This is a genomic window from Pseudoxanthomonas yeongjuensis (genome assembly GCF_010093345.1).
In the GTDB taxonomy this organism is placed as follows: Bacteria; Pseudomonadota; Gammaproteobacteria; order Xanthomonadales; family Xanthomonadaceae; genus Pseudoxanthomonas_A; species Pseudoxanthomonas_A yeongjuensis.
Genome location: NZ_PDWT01000001.1, coordinates 488892 through 503463, shown reverse-complemented (window position 1 = coordinate 503463; position 14572 = coordinate 488892). Strand labels below are relative to the sequence as shown.

Here is a 14572-nt window from a genome sequence, read left to right as displayed (position 1 = left end):
AGCGTTCGCTGGGATGACGAGAATCATTGAATGAGCACTCCAGACAACTTCCCCGCCTTCCGCATCCACAACGACGACGCCGGCTATCGTGCCGGCATCGAATCGATCTCGCTGGATGATCTCAATCCCGGCGAAGTCGTCGTCAAGACCGCCTGGTCTTCGGTCAATTTCAAGGACGCGCTGGCCGGCACCGGCCAGGGCAAGATCCTGCGCAGGTTCCCGTTGGTCGGCGGCATCGATGTCGCCGGCCATGTCGTCGCCAGCACCGACCCAGCGTTCAAGGAAGGCGACGCGGTGCTGGTCACCGGTTCTGGGCTCAGCGAAACCCGCGATGGCGGCTATGCGCAGTACGCACGGCTGGAATCGAAGTGGGTCGTTCCCCTGCCCTCCGGATTGAGCCTGCGCGAGAGCATGGTCCTTGGCACCGCCGGCTTCACCGCGGCGCTGGCGCTGTATCGCATGCTGGACAACCGGCAGACTCCGGAACTCGGGCCGCTCGCGGTCACCGGCGCCACCGGCGGGGTCGGTTCGCTCGCGGTGGACATCTTCAGCAGTGCCGGTTTCGAAGTGCATGCGGTCAGCGGCAAGGCCGACCAGGCCGATTACCTGGAATCTATCGGCGCTACCCGGGTATTGGGGCGCGAGGTCCTGGACAGCAAGCGGCCGATGGAATCCGTGCGCTTCGGCGGCGGCCTGGACAACGTCGGCGGCGGCATGCTGGCCAGCCTGCTGGCGCAGACCGCGCCTTATGGCAATGTCGCATCCGCCGGTCTCGTCGCCACCCACGACCTGCCGGCCACGGTAATGCCCTTCATCATCCGCGGCGTGTCCCTGTTGGGCGTGGCTTCGGCCGGAACCGCCCGCGGCATACGCGACGATATCTGGCGGCATCTGGCCGACGACTGGAAACCGAGGCATCTGGAGGTCATCTGCAGGCGGGAAACGACGCTGGAAGGGCTTCCGGAGGTGTTCAACGGCATGCTTTCGGGCCAATCCTTCGGCCGCACCGTGGTCAGAACCGGCTGAACACGCCCCCGATCGCGCCTGCCTGGGCCACCCCCATTTTCCGCAGGCACAAAGTCACACTACAATCGCGACTGGGGACAACTTGGGGTAAAGCATGGCGCGCATTCTGATAGTCGACGATTCGCCTTCCCAACTGCTGGGCATACAGCGCATCGTCGAGAAACTGGGCCACGAATCGTTGACCGCCGAAGACGGCGCCGCAGGCGTGGAAGTCGCCAAGCGCGAACTTCCGGACATGGTCCTGATGGATGTGGTGATGCCCAACCTCAACGGGTTCCAGGCCACCCGCACGCTGAGCCGCGACAGCAATACCCGGCATATCCCGGTCATCCTGGTCACCACCAAGGACCAGGACACCGACCGCATGTGGGGCCTGCGCCAGGGCGCCAAGGCCTATCTGACCAAGCCGTTCTCCGAAGACGAACTGGCCGAAGTCATCGAACGCATCTTCAATACCACCGAAGCGCCGCCGCCAAGCGCTGCCTGAGGCCGGCACGGAGCGGCGGTCGTCGCTCCGTTCGCTACTCGTCGTTTCCCTCGAACGCACTCGCCAGCATCCGGTAAACGGTGCGCTGGCGTTCGGTGACGGCGCGCGGGGCGGTGATTTCCAGCTCCACGATCTGATCGCCCGCCGGCGTGCCCGGCAGGCCGCGTCCGCGCAGGCGCAGCTTGCGGCCAGCCTCCGAATCGGCAGGCACCTTCAGCTCAACCGATCCGCCCAGCGTCGGCACGCTGACCGTCGCGCCCAGGGCCGCCTGCCATGGAGCGACCGGCAGTACGTAGATGATGTTGCGCCCGTCCACTTCGAATTGCGGGTGCGCCGCGTATTCCACTTCCAGCAACAGATTGCCGCCACCGCTGCCCTGCCCCCCCAGGCGGATCACCTGCCCCGGACGCACGCCCTTGGGTATGCGCACGTCCAGATGCTTGCCATTGATATCCAGGCGCACGTTGCCGCCGTCGTGAATCGCCTGCAGCGGCACCGATACTTTCGCCCGCGTGTCGCCGGCCGGGCGCGGGCCGCGCGGCGCGGCGCCCGCCTGCGCGCGGCGACCGAACAGGCCTTCGAAAAAATCGCTGAAGCCGCCACCCGCCGAACCGTCGCTGCCGAACACTTCCTCGAAATCGAAACCCGGGTTGCCGCCCACGCCCCCGCGTCCGAAATCCGGCGGCGGGCGGAATTCCTCGCCGGGCCGATAGCCCTGCGAACGCAACTGGTCGTAGGCCTTGCGCTTCTGCGGATCGCGCAGCGCCTCATAGGCTTCGTTGACGCCCTTGAACTTGTCCTCGGCGCCGGCTTCCTTGCTGACATCGGGATGGTACTTGCGCGCCATCCGCCGGTAGGCGGTCTTGATCTCGGCGTCGCCCGCGGTCGGTTCGACCCCGAGTACCTGGTAGTAATCCTTGAACTGCATCGCTTACCTCTCGGACAATCGGCCCGCAATCCTGCGACTGCGAGCCGATTCTACTTACTGGGCGCGTTGGCGGGGTCCCGCTGGAATACGGGTGGCCGGCCTGCGGCTGTTTACTGCACCGACGGACTGCCCACCTGGATGCGGCGCGGGGTGGATTCGGCCTTCTTGGGGATGCTGATCTCCAGCACGCCGTTGCGGCCGCTGGCGACTATGCCTTCGGCATCGGCGCTGTCGGGAAGGCTGAAATCGCGATGGAAGCCGCCCTGACGGCGCTCGACCCGCGAATAGCGCGAGGTTTCGGTGGCCGGTTCGCCCTTGCGCTGGCCCTTGATGCTCAGGACGCCCTTGTCCATCTGGATCTCGATCTGGTCGGGCTCGATGCCCGGCAGGTCGGCAAGGATGACGAAGCGCTCGGCTTCCTCGCGGACATCCACGCGGGGCACCCACTGGCGGGCTTCGGCCTGGCCCTCTTCGGCGGCCGCATTCGCGGCGCCCTTGTCGAAGAAGCGCTCGAACAGGTGGTTGATCTGCTCCTGGCGCGCGGCGTGGCGCGGCCAGTGGTGGTAACGGACGATGCTCATGCTGGAACTCCTGGTACGGGGTCTTTGGTTGCGACGGCACCGGGCCGTCATGGCTCCGAGATGAGTGCCCCTGCGGTTTTTTCAAGTACCTTTGACGCAGCCTTACCATTCCCGCGCCTACCCTTCATTCATCCCCAAGGAGCATCCATGACCATCCAGACCGGCGACGCCATTCCCGAAGTCATCCTCAAGCGCATCCGCGATGGCGTCGAGACAGTCGACACACCCACCCTGTTCCAGGGCCACAACGCCGTCCTGTTCGCCGTGCCCGGCGCCTTCACCCCGACCTGTTCCGAACGTCATTTGCCCGGCTTCGTGCAGCACTTCGACGAGTTCCGCAAACGCGGCATCGATGTGTATTGCGTTTCGGTCAACGATCCTTTCGTGATGCAGGCCTGGGGAAAGTCGCAGGACGTTCCCGACGGCCTGCAGATGCTGGCCGACGGCAATGCCGATTTCACCCGTGCGCTGGGTCTGGAGATGGACGCCAGCGGATATGGCATGGGCGTGCGTTCCAAGCGCTATGCGTTGTACGCCGAAGACGGTGTCGTCAAGCAGCTGTGGGTGGAGTCGCCTGGCGAGTACAAGGTGTCCTCCGCCGAACATGTGCTGGAAAACCTGCCCAGCTGACTACCTTTCCCCCACCACCAAGGCCAGCCAATGTCCAAGCCAGCCAGCAAACCGAAGCCGCGGAAAACAGCCGCACCCGGCAAGCCTTCTTCGTCCGGTAGCGGCGTATTGACCGATACCGCCACCCTGCGCGCCAACGCACGCAAGAACATCGGCGACGGCGCGATCACCCGCACCTATCTCGCGGACAAGAAGGTGGTGATCAAGCTGCTCAACGACGCGCTGGCGACCGAATACGTCTGCGTACTGCGCTATTACCGCCACTATTTCATGGCTTCGGGCATGCTCGCCGATTCGATCAAGGCCGAGTTCCTGGAGCATGCGCAGCAGGAACAGGCGCACGCGAACCTGCTGGCCGAGCGCATCGTGCAACTGGGCGGCGAACCGGACCTCAATCCGGATACGCTGAGCAAGCGTTCGCATGCCGAATACAAGGAAGGCCAGGACTTGCGCGACATGGTCAAGGAAGACCTGATCGCCGAGCGCATCGCCATCGACAGCTATCGCGAGATGATCAACTACATCGGCGACCGCGACACCACCACCAAGCGCATCCTGGAATCGATCCTGGCCCAGGAAGAAGAGCACGCCGACGAGTTCTCCGACCTGCTGGATGGCTGGATAGGAAAATAACCTGTAGGAGCGTCCCTTGGGCGCGAGCTCTTGTTTCTGTTCTTGCGCTGACCTCGAACAAGAGCAAGAGCTCGCGCCCAAGGGACGCTCCTACAAAGGCATCGCCTAGCGCAATACGCGGAAACCGACTCGCGTCCATGCGCCGCTTTCGGCAAGGGCGGTCAGCGTGTGCTCGCCCGGATCCTCGAAATCGCGCTGGAAGCTTCGTGCGCCCTGGGTCTCGGCGATCCACTTCCCATCCAGCAGCCATTGCACCCTGGTGTCCGTGCCCAGCGCACGCATCTGCAAGCGCGCGCCATGGGGGCTGCCCGGCGCACGGGCGATGGTCGCACGGTCGTTCAGTCCCTCGATGCGCAGTTCGGTGGAGGCCTCACGGCCGTCGGCGATGCAATCGGGGGACAGCGCAGGCAATCTGGATTCCTTGCGCACCTGTGCCGACAACCAGGGCGACGCCAGTGCGGGCCAACGCGCGATTTCCGCACTGCGCGGTTCGTGCGGCTGCGCACATTCGGCCGAAAGCCGCAGGCCAGTCTTCGCATCCACCTCGAAACGCTCGCGACCCGCGTTCCATAGCCGCGCATCGCGCTCCGGGAAGGTCGGCGGTATCGCTCCGTCCAGCGTCCACGCCTTCATCCGGCGCTGGCACAGTCCTGGCGCGTCGGTTTCGGGCGGCAGGCCCAGCGGCCAGCAGATTTCGACCTCGGCCACGTTGGCGGGCGGCGGCGCCGGCACGCCATCGCCGCGCGCGCGCGGCAGGCTGTCGATCACCTCGAACATCAACGGCAGCGCAGTGACTGCGCCGTACTGTCCCGGCAACGGCGTGCCATCCGGTCGGCCTACCCAGACCCCGACGGTGTAGCGCCGCGTGCCGCCGATCGCCCATGCGTCACGAAAGCCGTAGCTCGTGCCGGTCTTCCAGGCCGTGCGTGGGCGCGAACCGATGTCGAACGTCCCCAGTCCGTAGCCAGGTCGTGGATTGGCTTCCAGGATTTCACGCAGGATCCAGGCCGCGCCCGGCGACATCATGCGGCGGTCGATCACCGGATCGGCTTCGGTATAGCGCACGCGTCCCGCCACGCCGCCCCGGTTGAAGGCGGCGAAGGCGCCGACCAAGTCTTCCAGTCGCGCACCGGTGCCACCGAGAATCATGGCCAGGTTGGGCTTGCCGCCACGCGGGTATTTCAACTCGATGCCGCCGTTGGCCAGGCGTGCGGAAAAGCGCGCGGGGCCCACGCGGTCCAGCAGGTCCACGGCCGGTACGTTCAAGGAAAGCCTCAGGGCCTCGGCCGCGCCTATCGGACCATTGAATGCCGAATCGAAATTCCCCGGCCGGTAGCCGCCGAACGTCTGCGGCGCATCGACCATCAGGCTTTCCGAATGGATCAGCCCATCATCCAGCGCCAGCCCGTAGAGGAAAGGCTTCAGCGTGGAACCCGGCGAGCGCCAGGCCCGGACCATGTCCACATGGCCCAGCCTCTGCTTGTCGCCGAAAGCCACCGAACCGACGTAGGCGCGCGCCTGCAGGCTCGCGTTATCGACCACCAGCAGCGCGGCGGAAGTGCGTTCCGGCAGGCTGGAGAAATAAGCGGAAACGCGTTCTTCCAGGGTGCGCTGCAATCCGGGATCGATGCTGGAAACGATGCGCGCGGCCTTCGGGTCGGCCTGGTGCAGGCGTTCGGCCAGCAAGGCGGCGCTGAGCGGCGGCTTCAACGAGCGGGCCACGACCGGTTCGATGCGCGCATCGTCCACCTGCGCCTGGGTCCACACGCCGAGCGCGACCATGCGTTGCAGCACCTTGTCGCGCGCCTTGCGTGCGGCTTCGGGATGGCGGTCGGGACGCAACCGGCTGGGCGATTGCGGAAGCACTGCGAGCAAGGCCGCCTCGGCCTGCGACAGCCGTGATGCCGGCTTGCCGAGGTAGGCCCAGCTGGCCGCTTCCACACCTTCGATGGTGCCGCCGAAGGGTGCGCGCTCAAGATACAACTGCAGGATCTCGCGCTTGCCCAGGTGCGCTTCCAGTTGCACCGCGCGCAACAGTTGCTTCGTCTTCCCCCACGGGGTCCGCGTATGCGGATCGAGGAGGCGCGCGACCTGCATGGTCAGGGTCGAGCCGCCGGAAACGATGCGCCCACCGCGCAGCCATTGCCCACCCGCGCGCAGCAACGCCCACGGATTCACCCCCGGGTGCTTCCAGAACCAGCGGTCCTCGTAATTCAGCAGCGCCTGCAGGTACAGCGGCGACACGCTTTCCATCGTGGCCGGATAGCGCCACACGCCATTGCGGTCGGCGAAGGCGCGCAGCGGTGTGCCGTCGCGCGCGACCACCAGGGTGCTGGTGTCGCGGGCCTTGGGCAGTGGCGGAGGGAATGCCAGGTCGAGGACGAGCAGCGTCGCCAGCACCACGGCCGTTCCCCAGCGTAATAGCGGCAGGAGACGGGTGGAGAGGAGCGAGGAACGAGTGGAGAGGAACGAGGAACGAGTGAACGACAACCGCGAGGCCAGCTTCTTCAAGCCGTGCCGTGCCGCCCCACTCGTTCCTCGTTCCTGCAAACTCGTTCCTGCCCTTACGGCTGCACCACCGTGATCGTCGCCGGCGTCGACTTGCCCACGCCGCGGATATCCGGACGATACATGTCCTCGACCAGCGGCGGCGGCACGGTGTAGGTGCCGGGCGTGACCGCGCGGACCAGGTAGAACACCTTGGCCGCATCGCCCCGATCGAGCTTCAACGCGGCCACATAGCGGTCGTCGCGGAACTCCTCGTGCTTGACGTCGGCCGAACTGGAGCGATCAGCGATCTCGATGCCGTCCACGACCACGTCGGCCCACTGCTTGGCGTCGCCCAGGTTGAAGTTCTCGATCTCCAGCCCCGCCGGCAACAGGTCGGTGAACAAGGCATCGGGCATGCCGACGTTGGGCGTGATGCTGACCCGCACGATCAATGCGTCGCCTTCCTTCAGACTGCTGCCTTTCCACTCCTTGCCGTCGGTCGTGTAGTACTTGCGCTCGATCCCGATCTGCCTGTTGTCGAAAGCCGGTGCGTTGCGTGGAATCCCCGCGACTTCCAGGCTGGCGAACAACGGCGGCTGGCCTTCGGGAACGAAACGGATTCCCTTCGCCAACGTGGCGTAATCGAAGCTGCGGCCGAAGATCCGGGTCGCCGCGACCGCTTCGCTTTCGCCGCCGACGCTGTAAGTGCCCGAGACCAGCTTCTTCTGGTCGACCATCAAGGCCTTGCCCAGTCGCGCCAGCGCGATCTGCTCCTGCGTGCTCAGGTACATCCAGCCGCTGTTGCGGCGGGCGTCCAGTTCGCGACCCAGGGAAACCGAGCGCGCCTCGTATTCGGGCTTGCCCAGCTTGCGCTCGTGGACCAGCGCGATCATCAGCGCGTCGTCGCGGATGCGGCTGCCGTAGTCGCCCAGGTAACCGGGGCGGTCGCCGGTCTTGGCGAAGCCATCGGCGATCGCCTTCTCGCCGCGCTTCTTGTCGCCCTGCAGCGACAGGGCGATGCCCAGGTGCACCAGCGGCAGGCCGGTCAGGCTCTTGCCGCGTTCGTTGTCGTAGAGCGCGCGCAACGTGCCCAGCGGAGCGCGATTGACCCGTGCCAGCACATAACCCGAATAAGCCTGGCTTGCGAACTTCAGGTGTTCGCGCGAATCGTAGCCGTAGAACTGCGCGCCGCCAGACAGCAGGTCTTCGCTGAGTCGGTTCAATGCCTTCTGCAATACGGCATCAGGCACGGCGAAGCCGCCTTCCTTCGCATCCAGCAGGAATTCCACGATGTACGGCGTCAGACCCGGATTGACGTAGCCGTCGTCGCCCCACATCGAGAAGTGTCCGCTGGAAACCTGCATCGAGGCCAGCCGCCCGAACGCGCCTTCCATGCGCTCGCGGCGCTTTTTCGCATCCAGTCCCTTCACTCCCAGCAGCTTCGCTGTGGCATCGTCCAGTTCCAGCGCGGCATAGCCCTTGCTGGTGGTCTGCTCGGCGCAGCCGTAGGGATAATCGAGCGCGCCCTGCAGCGCGCTGGCGAACGGGATCGGCGGCAAGGCGCTGACCATCATCCGCGCGTTGACCGAACCGGTCATCAGCCCATCGGCGAACCCGCTGCCCAGCTCGATCGCCGCCATCGCATCCAGCACCCGCGTCTGCGAGCGCAGCACCGACGGCCAGCCCGCGCGCACCGGCACGTCGTACTTGCGGTCGACCTTGAAGCCGCCACCGTCCACGCGCACCCGTACCTGGGCGGTGGTGTAGCCCTCGCCCGCGGTGATCGGGAAGCTGAGCGTGGTCTTGGCGTCCTTGCCGAGCTTCGTACTGCGCGTCGACTGGGCGATCGACAGCGGCCCGATGCCATCGACCTGGACCTTGAAGTCGCCCGCCGAGCCGGTGAAGTTCTGCACGTCCAGGGTCACGGTGCTCTTGTCGCCCGGCGCCAGCACCCGCGGCAGGCTGGCTTCGGCCACGATCGGCGCGCGCACCAGGGTCTCGCGATCCTTGTTGCCGTAGCGTTCGTCCGAATACACCAGCACGGATACGCGCAAGGTGCCGTTGAAATCGGGAACCTTCAGCTTCACCCGCGCATTGCCCTTGGCATCCAGTTGCACCGGGCCGGAGAACAGGTCGACGGTCTGCACGCGCGAAGTCGGGCGCTTGGCCTGCGGCAACGCCGCCAGCGCCATGTCGCCACCGAAGCGGATTTTCGCGGTATCGCCCTCGAAGCTCTCGATCACGCGTCCGTAGATGTCGTAGGCGTCCACGCCCAACCGGCGCTGGGCGAAGAACTGTGCGTTGGCGTCGGGCACCGGGAAGCGGGTGATGTTGAGGATGCCCACGTCCACCGCGGAGACCGTCACGAACGCCTGCTTGCCGGCGAGTTCCGGCACGCTGACCGTCACCGGCATGTCCTGTTGCGGACGCATCTGCCCAGGTGCCACCAGGCCCACCGAGACGCGGCGCGCCCTGCGGTCCATCGGTACATGGGCCACGCCCACGGCACGCGCCGGAGTGATCTTGCTCGACACCGAACCGCCACGGAACACCAGTGCGGTGACGTACACGTCATGCCGCTCCCAGTCCTTTGTCACCGGGATCTCGAACGTGCTGCCTGGCTTGGCCTCGATGGCCTGCACATACAGCATGTGGTCGCTCTCGACCATCAGCAGGCCCTTGCCCGGGTGTGGTGGGGTCACCGTCACCTTCATCGTGTCGCCGGCCTTGTAGCCGGTCTTGTCGAGGGCGATCTTGACCTTGTCGGGGCGCGCATCCAGGCCGCGGTTCTCGTCGTCCCAGCTCCAGCCGGCATTGAACGGATAGCGCGTGGTCAGTCCGGTGGACGGATCGAATACTTCAAGCCGGTAACCGCCCCACTCCACCGGGTAATCGACCTTGGCCGCGGTCGCACCGATGTCGATCGTCTTGACCTCGAGATTCTCGAAGCGCTGGGTGAAGTCGTAATCCCAGCCATCGTCCTCGTCGTAGTTCCAGTGGTAGTCGCGGTGTTCGCGCACCAGGGTGACCTTGAGGCCCCTGGCGGGTTGCGGCCTGCCCGCGGCATCCACGCGTATGACTTCGAAACGGGCGTTGGCGTTGGCGTCCGCGCCGTCCTTGTCGTCGAACAACGGGCGCACGCCGACCAGCGCATCGGCCGGCCACAGCACGCGCTTGAGCGTGCGATTGACGGTGCGCCCACCGGTTTCGTACACGCTGCCGGAAACGACGGCCGCGATCGTGCTGGTGGGCTTCGCCTCGGCGGGGAGCGCGATGTCTTCCTCGTGCACGCCGTTCGCATCGAAGGTGGTGTCGATGACGTCCTTGGCTTCCTTTGGCAACTGCAGGGTCGGGTCGCCGAAGAAGTAACCCGGCAGCTGTTCCAGCGGGTGCTGCTCGACCGCCACGGCCAGCTTGGCGGTGAAACGATTGCCATCCGCTGGCGCGCCGTACAGATAGGCCGCCTTGGCCTTCACCTTGAATGCTTCGCCCGGTTTCAACACCTGCTGCGCGGTATCGAGGTCGAGCTTCATGCGCTCGGGCAGGAATTCCTCGATGCGCAAGGCCATGCCCTGCACCGCTTCCTTGCTGGCCGGATCGGTGCGGAATTCCACCTGCCAGCGCCCGGTCGGCGCCTCGGCGGGAATAGCCTGCTCGAAGCTGAAATAGCCCTGCGCGCCCGGCTGCAGGCGGGTTTCGCGGAAGGTCTTGCCGTCAGGCTGCTTCAGGCGCAGGAATACGGGTTGAGGCTTGGTCGGCTTGCCGTCGTTGTCGCGCAACAGGGCATTGATGCGCACGGTTTCGCCGGGGCGATAGAGATCGCGCCCGGACCATGCGAACACGTCGAACCAGGCGGCCTCGCGGCCGGCGACCGAGAATTCGGACAAGTCCAGCGCCGGCTGGTTGAACGGCAGCATCGACACGTCCTTGCCGCGGCTGGCGATCAGCACATGGCCTGCGTCGAGCTTGTAGTTGAGCAAGGCGTTGCCGTTGCCGTCGGTCTCTCCTTTAAGAGACACCTCGCCTTTTGCGTCGAGGATCTTCAGTTCCACCCCGCCCACGGCATCGCCGCTGTTGAGCGAGGCGGTGTGCACGAACAGCTTGTCCTTGTAGGCGCGCGCGTGCAGGCCGATGTCGCTGACGGTGAAGAACGCGGTCTCGAAATCGCCGGAGAACTTGCCTGTGCGCTTCATCACCGCGAAATACAGGCCAGGCTCCTGCAACTCCTTGATGCCCTGGATCGGCAGGTAGGTCAGCAGGCGCTCATTGGGCTTGCCGCCCAGCAGGAAACGGTTGACGTAGACCGGCTCGGCCAGCTCGCCTAGCGGCGTGTTGTCGCCGTATTCGCTGTCCAGGTCCCAGCTGCCGCGGCGTCCGCCGCGCTGGTATTCGGAGAAGAACCTGGGCAGGTTTTTTTCGCCGACACGCAGGAACTCGACATCCACTTCCTTGACGTTGATCGACACCACCGGCAGGCCGCGGCTTTCGCGCGCCGGCAGCACACTGCCTTGCGAAGCGAACCCCACCGCCGGGTCGAGTTGTCCGGTGTGGACCTTTTCCTTCAGTTCCTTGCCCAGGCGGCTGCCGTCGGCGGCCAACAGATCGGCGCGCACCAGCACTTCATAGTCCTTGGCCGCCTCCACGTACGGGAAGCGCAGGATCAAGCCTTTTTTGTCCAGGACCCAGCTGCCCTTGACCGCGGCGCCCTTGTCGTCGGTGACGGCCAGCAATTCGTCGAAATTCTGCGAGCCCACCAGCGGGCGGCTGAATTCCAGGGCGATGGCAAGGTCGCCGTCGTGCTGGTCCGGATAGAGTCCGGCCAGGTCGAAGCCCTTGATCTCCTGCTTCTGCGCCGTGATCGGTTCGCCGCTGGGAGCGGGCAACTGCCCGGTCTCATTGCGCTTGCAGGCGCCCAGCGCCAGCAACACGGACAATGAAACGAAAAACGCGCGCATCCACTGGATACGCGCGCTTGTCTTTGCCTGCGATTCCGATTCCATGTGCGACTCCCTGCCCTGATTATGTCGGCAGTATAGAACGCAAATGATCGGGCTTCGGGGTCACCCGCTCCGCATTTCCGCGAAGCGGGTTTCAGGCATCGGGCTGCAACTCCGGCGCATCCGCGGACTCGATCGCGGCCTCTTCGTCGTCGTCCAGCGAAGCATCCAGACGCTCCACCGCCTGCAGGGTTTCGTCCTTGGCCAGCTTGATCAGGGTCACGCCCTGGGTGTTGCGGCCGACCTGGGAGATTTCCGAGGCGCGGGTGCGCACCAGGGTGCCGCCGTCGGAAATCAGCAGCACTTCATGCTGCTCCGACAACTGCACCGCACCGACCAGCTGGCCGTTGCGGGCCGTGGTCTGCAAGGCGATCACGCCCTGGGTGCCGCGGCCCTTGCGCGGATAATCCTCGACCGGAGTGCGCTTGCCATAGCCGCGTTCGCTGGCGGTGAGGATATCGCCATCGCCCTCGACCACGATCAGGCTGCGCACGTTCTCGCCCTTGGCCAGGCGGATGCCGCGTACGCCGGTGGTGTTGCGGCCGGTGCTGCGCACTTCCTTCTCGGCGAAACGCACCGCCTTGCCGTTGGAGGCGAACAACATCACGTCGCGTTCGCCGTCGGTCAGGGCCACGCCGACCAGCGCGTCGCCTTCGTCCAGGTTGATCGCGATCTTGCCGCGCGCCAGGCGGTAGGCGAACTCGGTCAGCGGGGTCTTCTTGACCGTGCCGTCCTGGGTGGCGAACAGGACGAAGTGGCCTTCGTCGTATTCGCGCACCGGCAGCACCGCCTGCACCCGCTCGCCGGCTTCCAGCGGGATCCAGTTGATGATCGGTCGCCCGCGCGCGTTGGAACCGGCTTCGGGCAACTGGTACACCGACAGCCAGAACACGCGTCCGCTGCTGGTGAAGGTCAGCAAGGTGTCATGGGTGTTGACCAGCCACAGCTGGTCGATGAAATCCTCTTCCTTGGTCGCCGCCGCACTGCGGCCGCGGCCGCCACGACGCTGCGCGCGATAGTCGCTGGCCGGCTGGCGCTTGGCGTAACCGGCGTGCGACAGGGTGACCACCACGTCCTCGGGGGCGATCAGGTCGAGGATGTCGAGGTCTTCCTCGCTGTGGCGGATTTCGCTGCGGCGCGCGTCTCCGAACTCTTCCTTGATGTTCAGCAGTTCGGTGCGGATCACTTCCAGCAATACATCCGGATTTTCCAGGATGCGGATCAGACCGGCGATGGTTTCCAGCAGCTCCTTGTATTCCTCGGTCAGCTTTTCCTGTTCCAGGCCGGTCAGGCGATGCAGGCGCATCTCCAGGATCTGGGTCGCCTGGACTTCGGTCAGCTGATAGCGGCCGTCCAGGAAGCCGACGCCCGCTGGCAGGTCTTCCGGACGCGAAGTGTCGGCGCCGGTGGCGGCCAGCAGCGCGCCGACCAGGCCGGGTTCCCAGGTCTTGGCCAGCATGCGCTCGCGCGCTTCCTGCGGGTTGGCCGAGGTCTTGATCAGCTCGATCATCTCGTCGATGTTGGCCAGCGCTACGGTCAGGCCTTCGAGGATGTGGGCGCGGTTGCGGGCCTTGCGCAGTTCGAAGATGGTGCGGCGGGTGACCACTTCGCGGCGATGGCGGACGAAGGCCTCCAGCATCTGCTTCAGGTTCAGCGTCTGCGGGCGGCCATCGACCAGCGCCACCATGTTGATGCCGAACACCGATTCCATCTGGGTCTGCTGGTACAGGTTGTTCAGCACCACGTCGGCGGAGTCGCCGCGCTTGACCTCGATGTAGATGCGCATGCCGTCCTTGTCGGATTCGTCGCGCAGCTCGCTGATGCCTTCCAGCTTCTTTTCCTTGACCAGCTCGGCGATCTTCTCGATCAACCGGGCCTTGTTCACCTGGTACGGGATCTCGGTGACGATGATCGATTCGCGGCCGTTGTCGTCGTTGACCTCGATATCGGCCTTGGCGCGCATGCGCACCCGTCCACGGCCGGTGCGATAACCGGCGACGATGCCGCTGGTGCCGTTGATGATGCCGGCGGTGGGGAAATCAGGTCCCGGGATGTACTGCATCAGGCCGTCGACGTCGATCTCGGGATCGTTGATCAGCGCGATCAGGCCGTCGATGACTTCGGTCAGGTTGTGCGGCGGGATGTTGGTCGCCATGCCGACGGCGATGCCGGCGGAACCGTTCACCAGCAGGTTCGGGAACCGGGTCGGCATGACCGTCGGTTCGTATTCCTTCTCGTCGTAGTTGAGCTGGAAGTCGACGGTTTCCTTGTCGATGTCCGCCATCAGCTGGTCGGTCAGGCGCGCCATGCGCGCCTCGGTGTAACGCATGGCCGCGGCGGAGTCGCCATCGACCGAACCGAAGTTGCCCTGTCCGTCCACCAGCAGGTAGCGCAGCGAGAACGGCTGGGCCATGCGCACCAGGGTGTCGTACACCGACTGGTCGCCGTGCGGATGGTATTTACCGATCACGTCGCCGACGATACGGGCCGACTTGAAGTGGGCCTTGTTGCTGTGCGCGCCGAGTTCGTTCATCGCGAACAGGACGCGGCGATGCACGGGTTTCAGGCCATCGCGGACATCGGGAAGCGCGCGCCCCACGATCACGCTCATGGCGTAATCCAGGTAGCTGCGGCGCATCTCGTCTTCGAGGTTGACCGGGATGATTTCCTTGGCGAGTTCTGCCATTCGGGTTCCGTTGTCTGGTTATTTCTTCGGCCAAAAACCGTGCTGCCGAAGCGGGTTCGGCGGGCCGGAAATCGGTGGGATTTTCAACCTCGGAATGATACCACGAACAGGCCC

Annotated in this window: 9 protein-coding genes; 4 read left to right on the top strand and 5 right to left on the bottom strand. The window is 65.4% G+C overall.

Features of this window, described 5'->3' with window-relative positions:
• Positions 1-30 precede the first annotated feature (30 nt).
• Together CSC74_RS02335 and pilH are read left to right on the top strand one after the other, a co-directional pair.
• Positions 31-1026: an acrylyl-CoA reductase family protein gene (locus CSC74_RS02335; protein WP_162312803.1), complete on the top strand. Its 996-nt coding sequence runs from the start codon at positions 31-33 to the stop codon at positions 1024-1026.
• Between the two features lie 94 nt (positions 1027-1120).
• Complete coding sequence (gene pilH, locus CSC74_RS02330; RefSeq protein ID WP_162312802.1) at positions 1121-1513, top strand: twitching motility response regulator PilH; 393 nt, start codon at positions 1121-1123, stop codon at positions 1511-1513.
• A 34-nt stretch (positions 1514-1547) separates the two neighbouring features.
• Here the strand turns inward: pilH and CSC74_RS02325 are convergent, their stop codons facing one another.
• Both CSC74_RS02325 and CSC74_RS02320 read right to left on the bottom strand, forming a co-directional pair.
• Positions 1548-2441, bottom strand: coding sequence for a DnaJ C-terminal domain-containing protein (locus CSC74_RS02325; protein ID WP_162312801.1), 894 nt, complete (start codon positions 2439-2441; stop codon positions 1548-1550).
• 110 nt (positions 2442-2551) lie between these two features.
• Positions 2552-3022: an Hsp20/alpha crystallin family protein gene (locus CSC74_RS02320; RefSeq protein ID WP_162312800.1), complete on the bottom strand. Its 471-nt coding sequence runs from the start codon at positions 3020-3022 to the stop codon at positions 2552-2554.
• A gap of 147 nt (positions 3023-3169) precedes the next feature.
• On the opposite strand from CSC74_RS02320, the gene CSC74_RS02315 reads away from it, so the two are divergent.
• Entirely contained in the window at positions 3170-3652 is a 483-nt protein-coding gene (locus tag CSC74_RS02315) for a peroxiredoxin (RefSeq protein ID WP_162312799.1), read from the top strand.
• 30 nt (positions 3653-3682) lie between these two features.
• Positions 3683-4285 (top strand): ferritin-like domain-containing protein, encoded by a 603-nt coding sequence (locus CSC74_RS02310; RefSeq protein ID WP_162312798.1) that lies wholly within the window; start codon positions 3683-3685, stop codon positions 4283-4285.
• Between the two features lie 105 nt (positions 4286-4390).
• On the opposite strand, the gene pbpC is transcribed toward CSC74_RS02310, so the two are convergent.
• From pbpC to gyrA, 3 genes are all read right to left on the bottom strand, one after another.
• Positions 4391-6775 carry a penicillin-binding protein 1C gene (gene pbpC / locus CSC74_RS02305; protein WP_162313689.1) on the bottom strand — a complete coding sequence of 795 codons (2385 nt, stop codon included), beginning with the start codon at positions 6773-6775 and terminating at the stop codon, positions 4391-4393.
• A gap of 74 nt (positions 6776-6849) precedes the next feature.
• Positions 6850-11730, bottom strand: a complete 4881-nt coding sequence (locus CSC74_RS02300; RefSeq protein WP_246192989.1) for an alpha-2-macroglobulin family protein — start codon at positions 11728-11730, stop codon at positions 6850-6852.
• Positions 11731-11866: 136 nt separating this feature from the next.
• Positions 11867-14458 carry a DNA gyrase subunit A gene (gene gyrA, locus CSC74_RS02295; RefSeq protein ID WP_162312796.1) on the bottom strand — a complete coding sequence of 864 codons (2592 nt, stop codon included), beginning with the start codon at positions 14456-14458 and terminating at the stop codon, positions 11867-11869.
• Between the last annotated feature and the right edge of the window lie 114 nt (positions 14459-14572).

Bases quoted from the DNA above. Each gene is read 5' to 3' on its own strand.
- CSC74_RS02335 (WP_162312803.1), top strand. From the start codon at position 31: ATGAGCACTCCAGACAACTTCCCCGCCTTCCGCATCCACAACGACGAC.
- pilH (WP_162312802.1), top strand. From the start codon at position 1,121: ATGGCGCGCATTCTGATAGTCGACGATTCGCCTTCCCAACTGCTGGGC.
- CSC74_RS02325 (WP_162312801.1), bottom strand. From the start codon at position 2,441: ATGCAGTTCAAGGATTACTACCAGGTACTCGGGGTCGAACCGACCGCG.
- CSC74_RS02320 (WP_162312800.1), bottom strand. From the start codon at position 3,022: ATGAGCATCGTCCGTTACCACCACTGGCCGCGCCACGCCGCGCGCCAG.
- CSC74_RS02315 (WP_162312799.1), top strand. From the start codon at position 3,170: ATGACCATCCAGACCGGCGACGCCATTCCCGAAGTCATCCTCAAGCGC.
- CSC74_RS02310 (WP_162312798.1), top strand. From the start codon at position 3,683: ATGTCCAAGCCAGCCAGCAAACCGAAGCCGCGGAAAACAGCCGCACCC.
- CSC74_RS02300 (WP_246192989.1), bottom strand. From the start codon at position 11,730: ATGCGCGCGTTTTTCGTTTCATTGTCCGTGTTGCTGGCGCTGGGCGCC.
- gyrA (WP_162312796.1), bottom strand. From the start codon at position 14,458: ATGGCAGAACTCGCCAAGGAAATCATCCCGGTCAACCTCGAAGACGAG.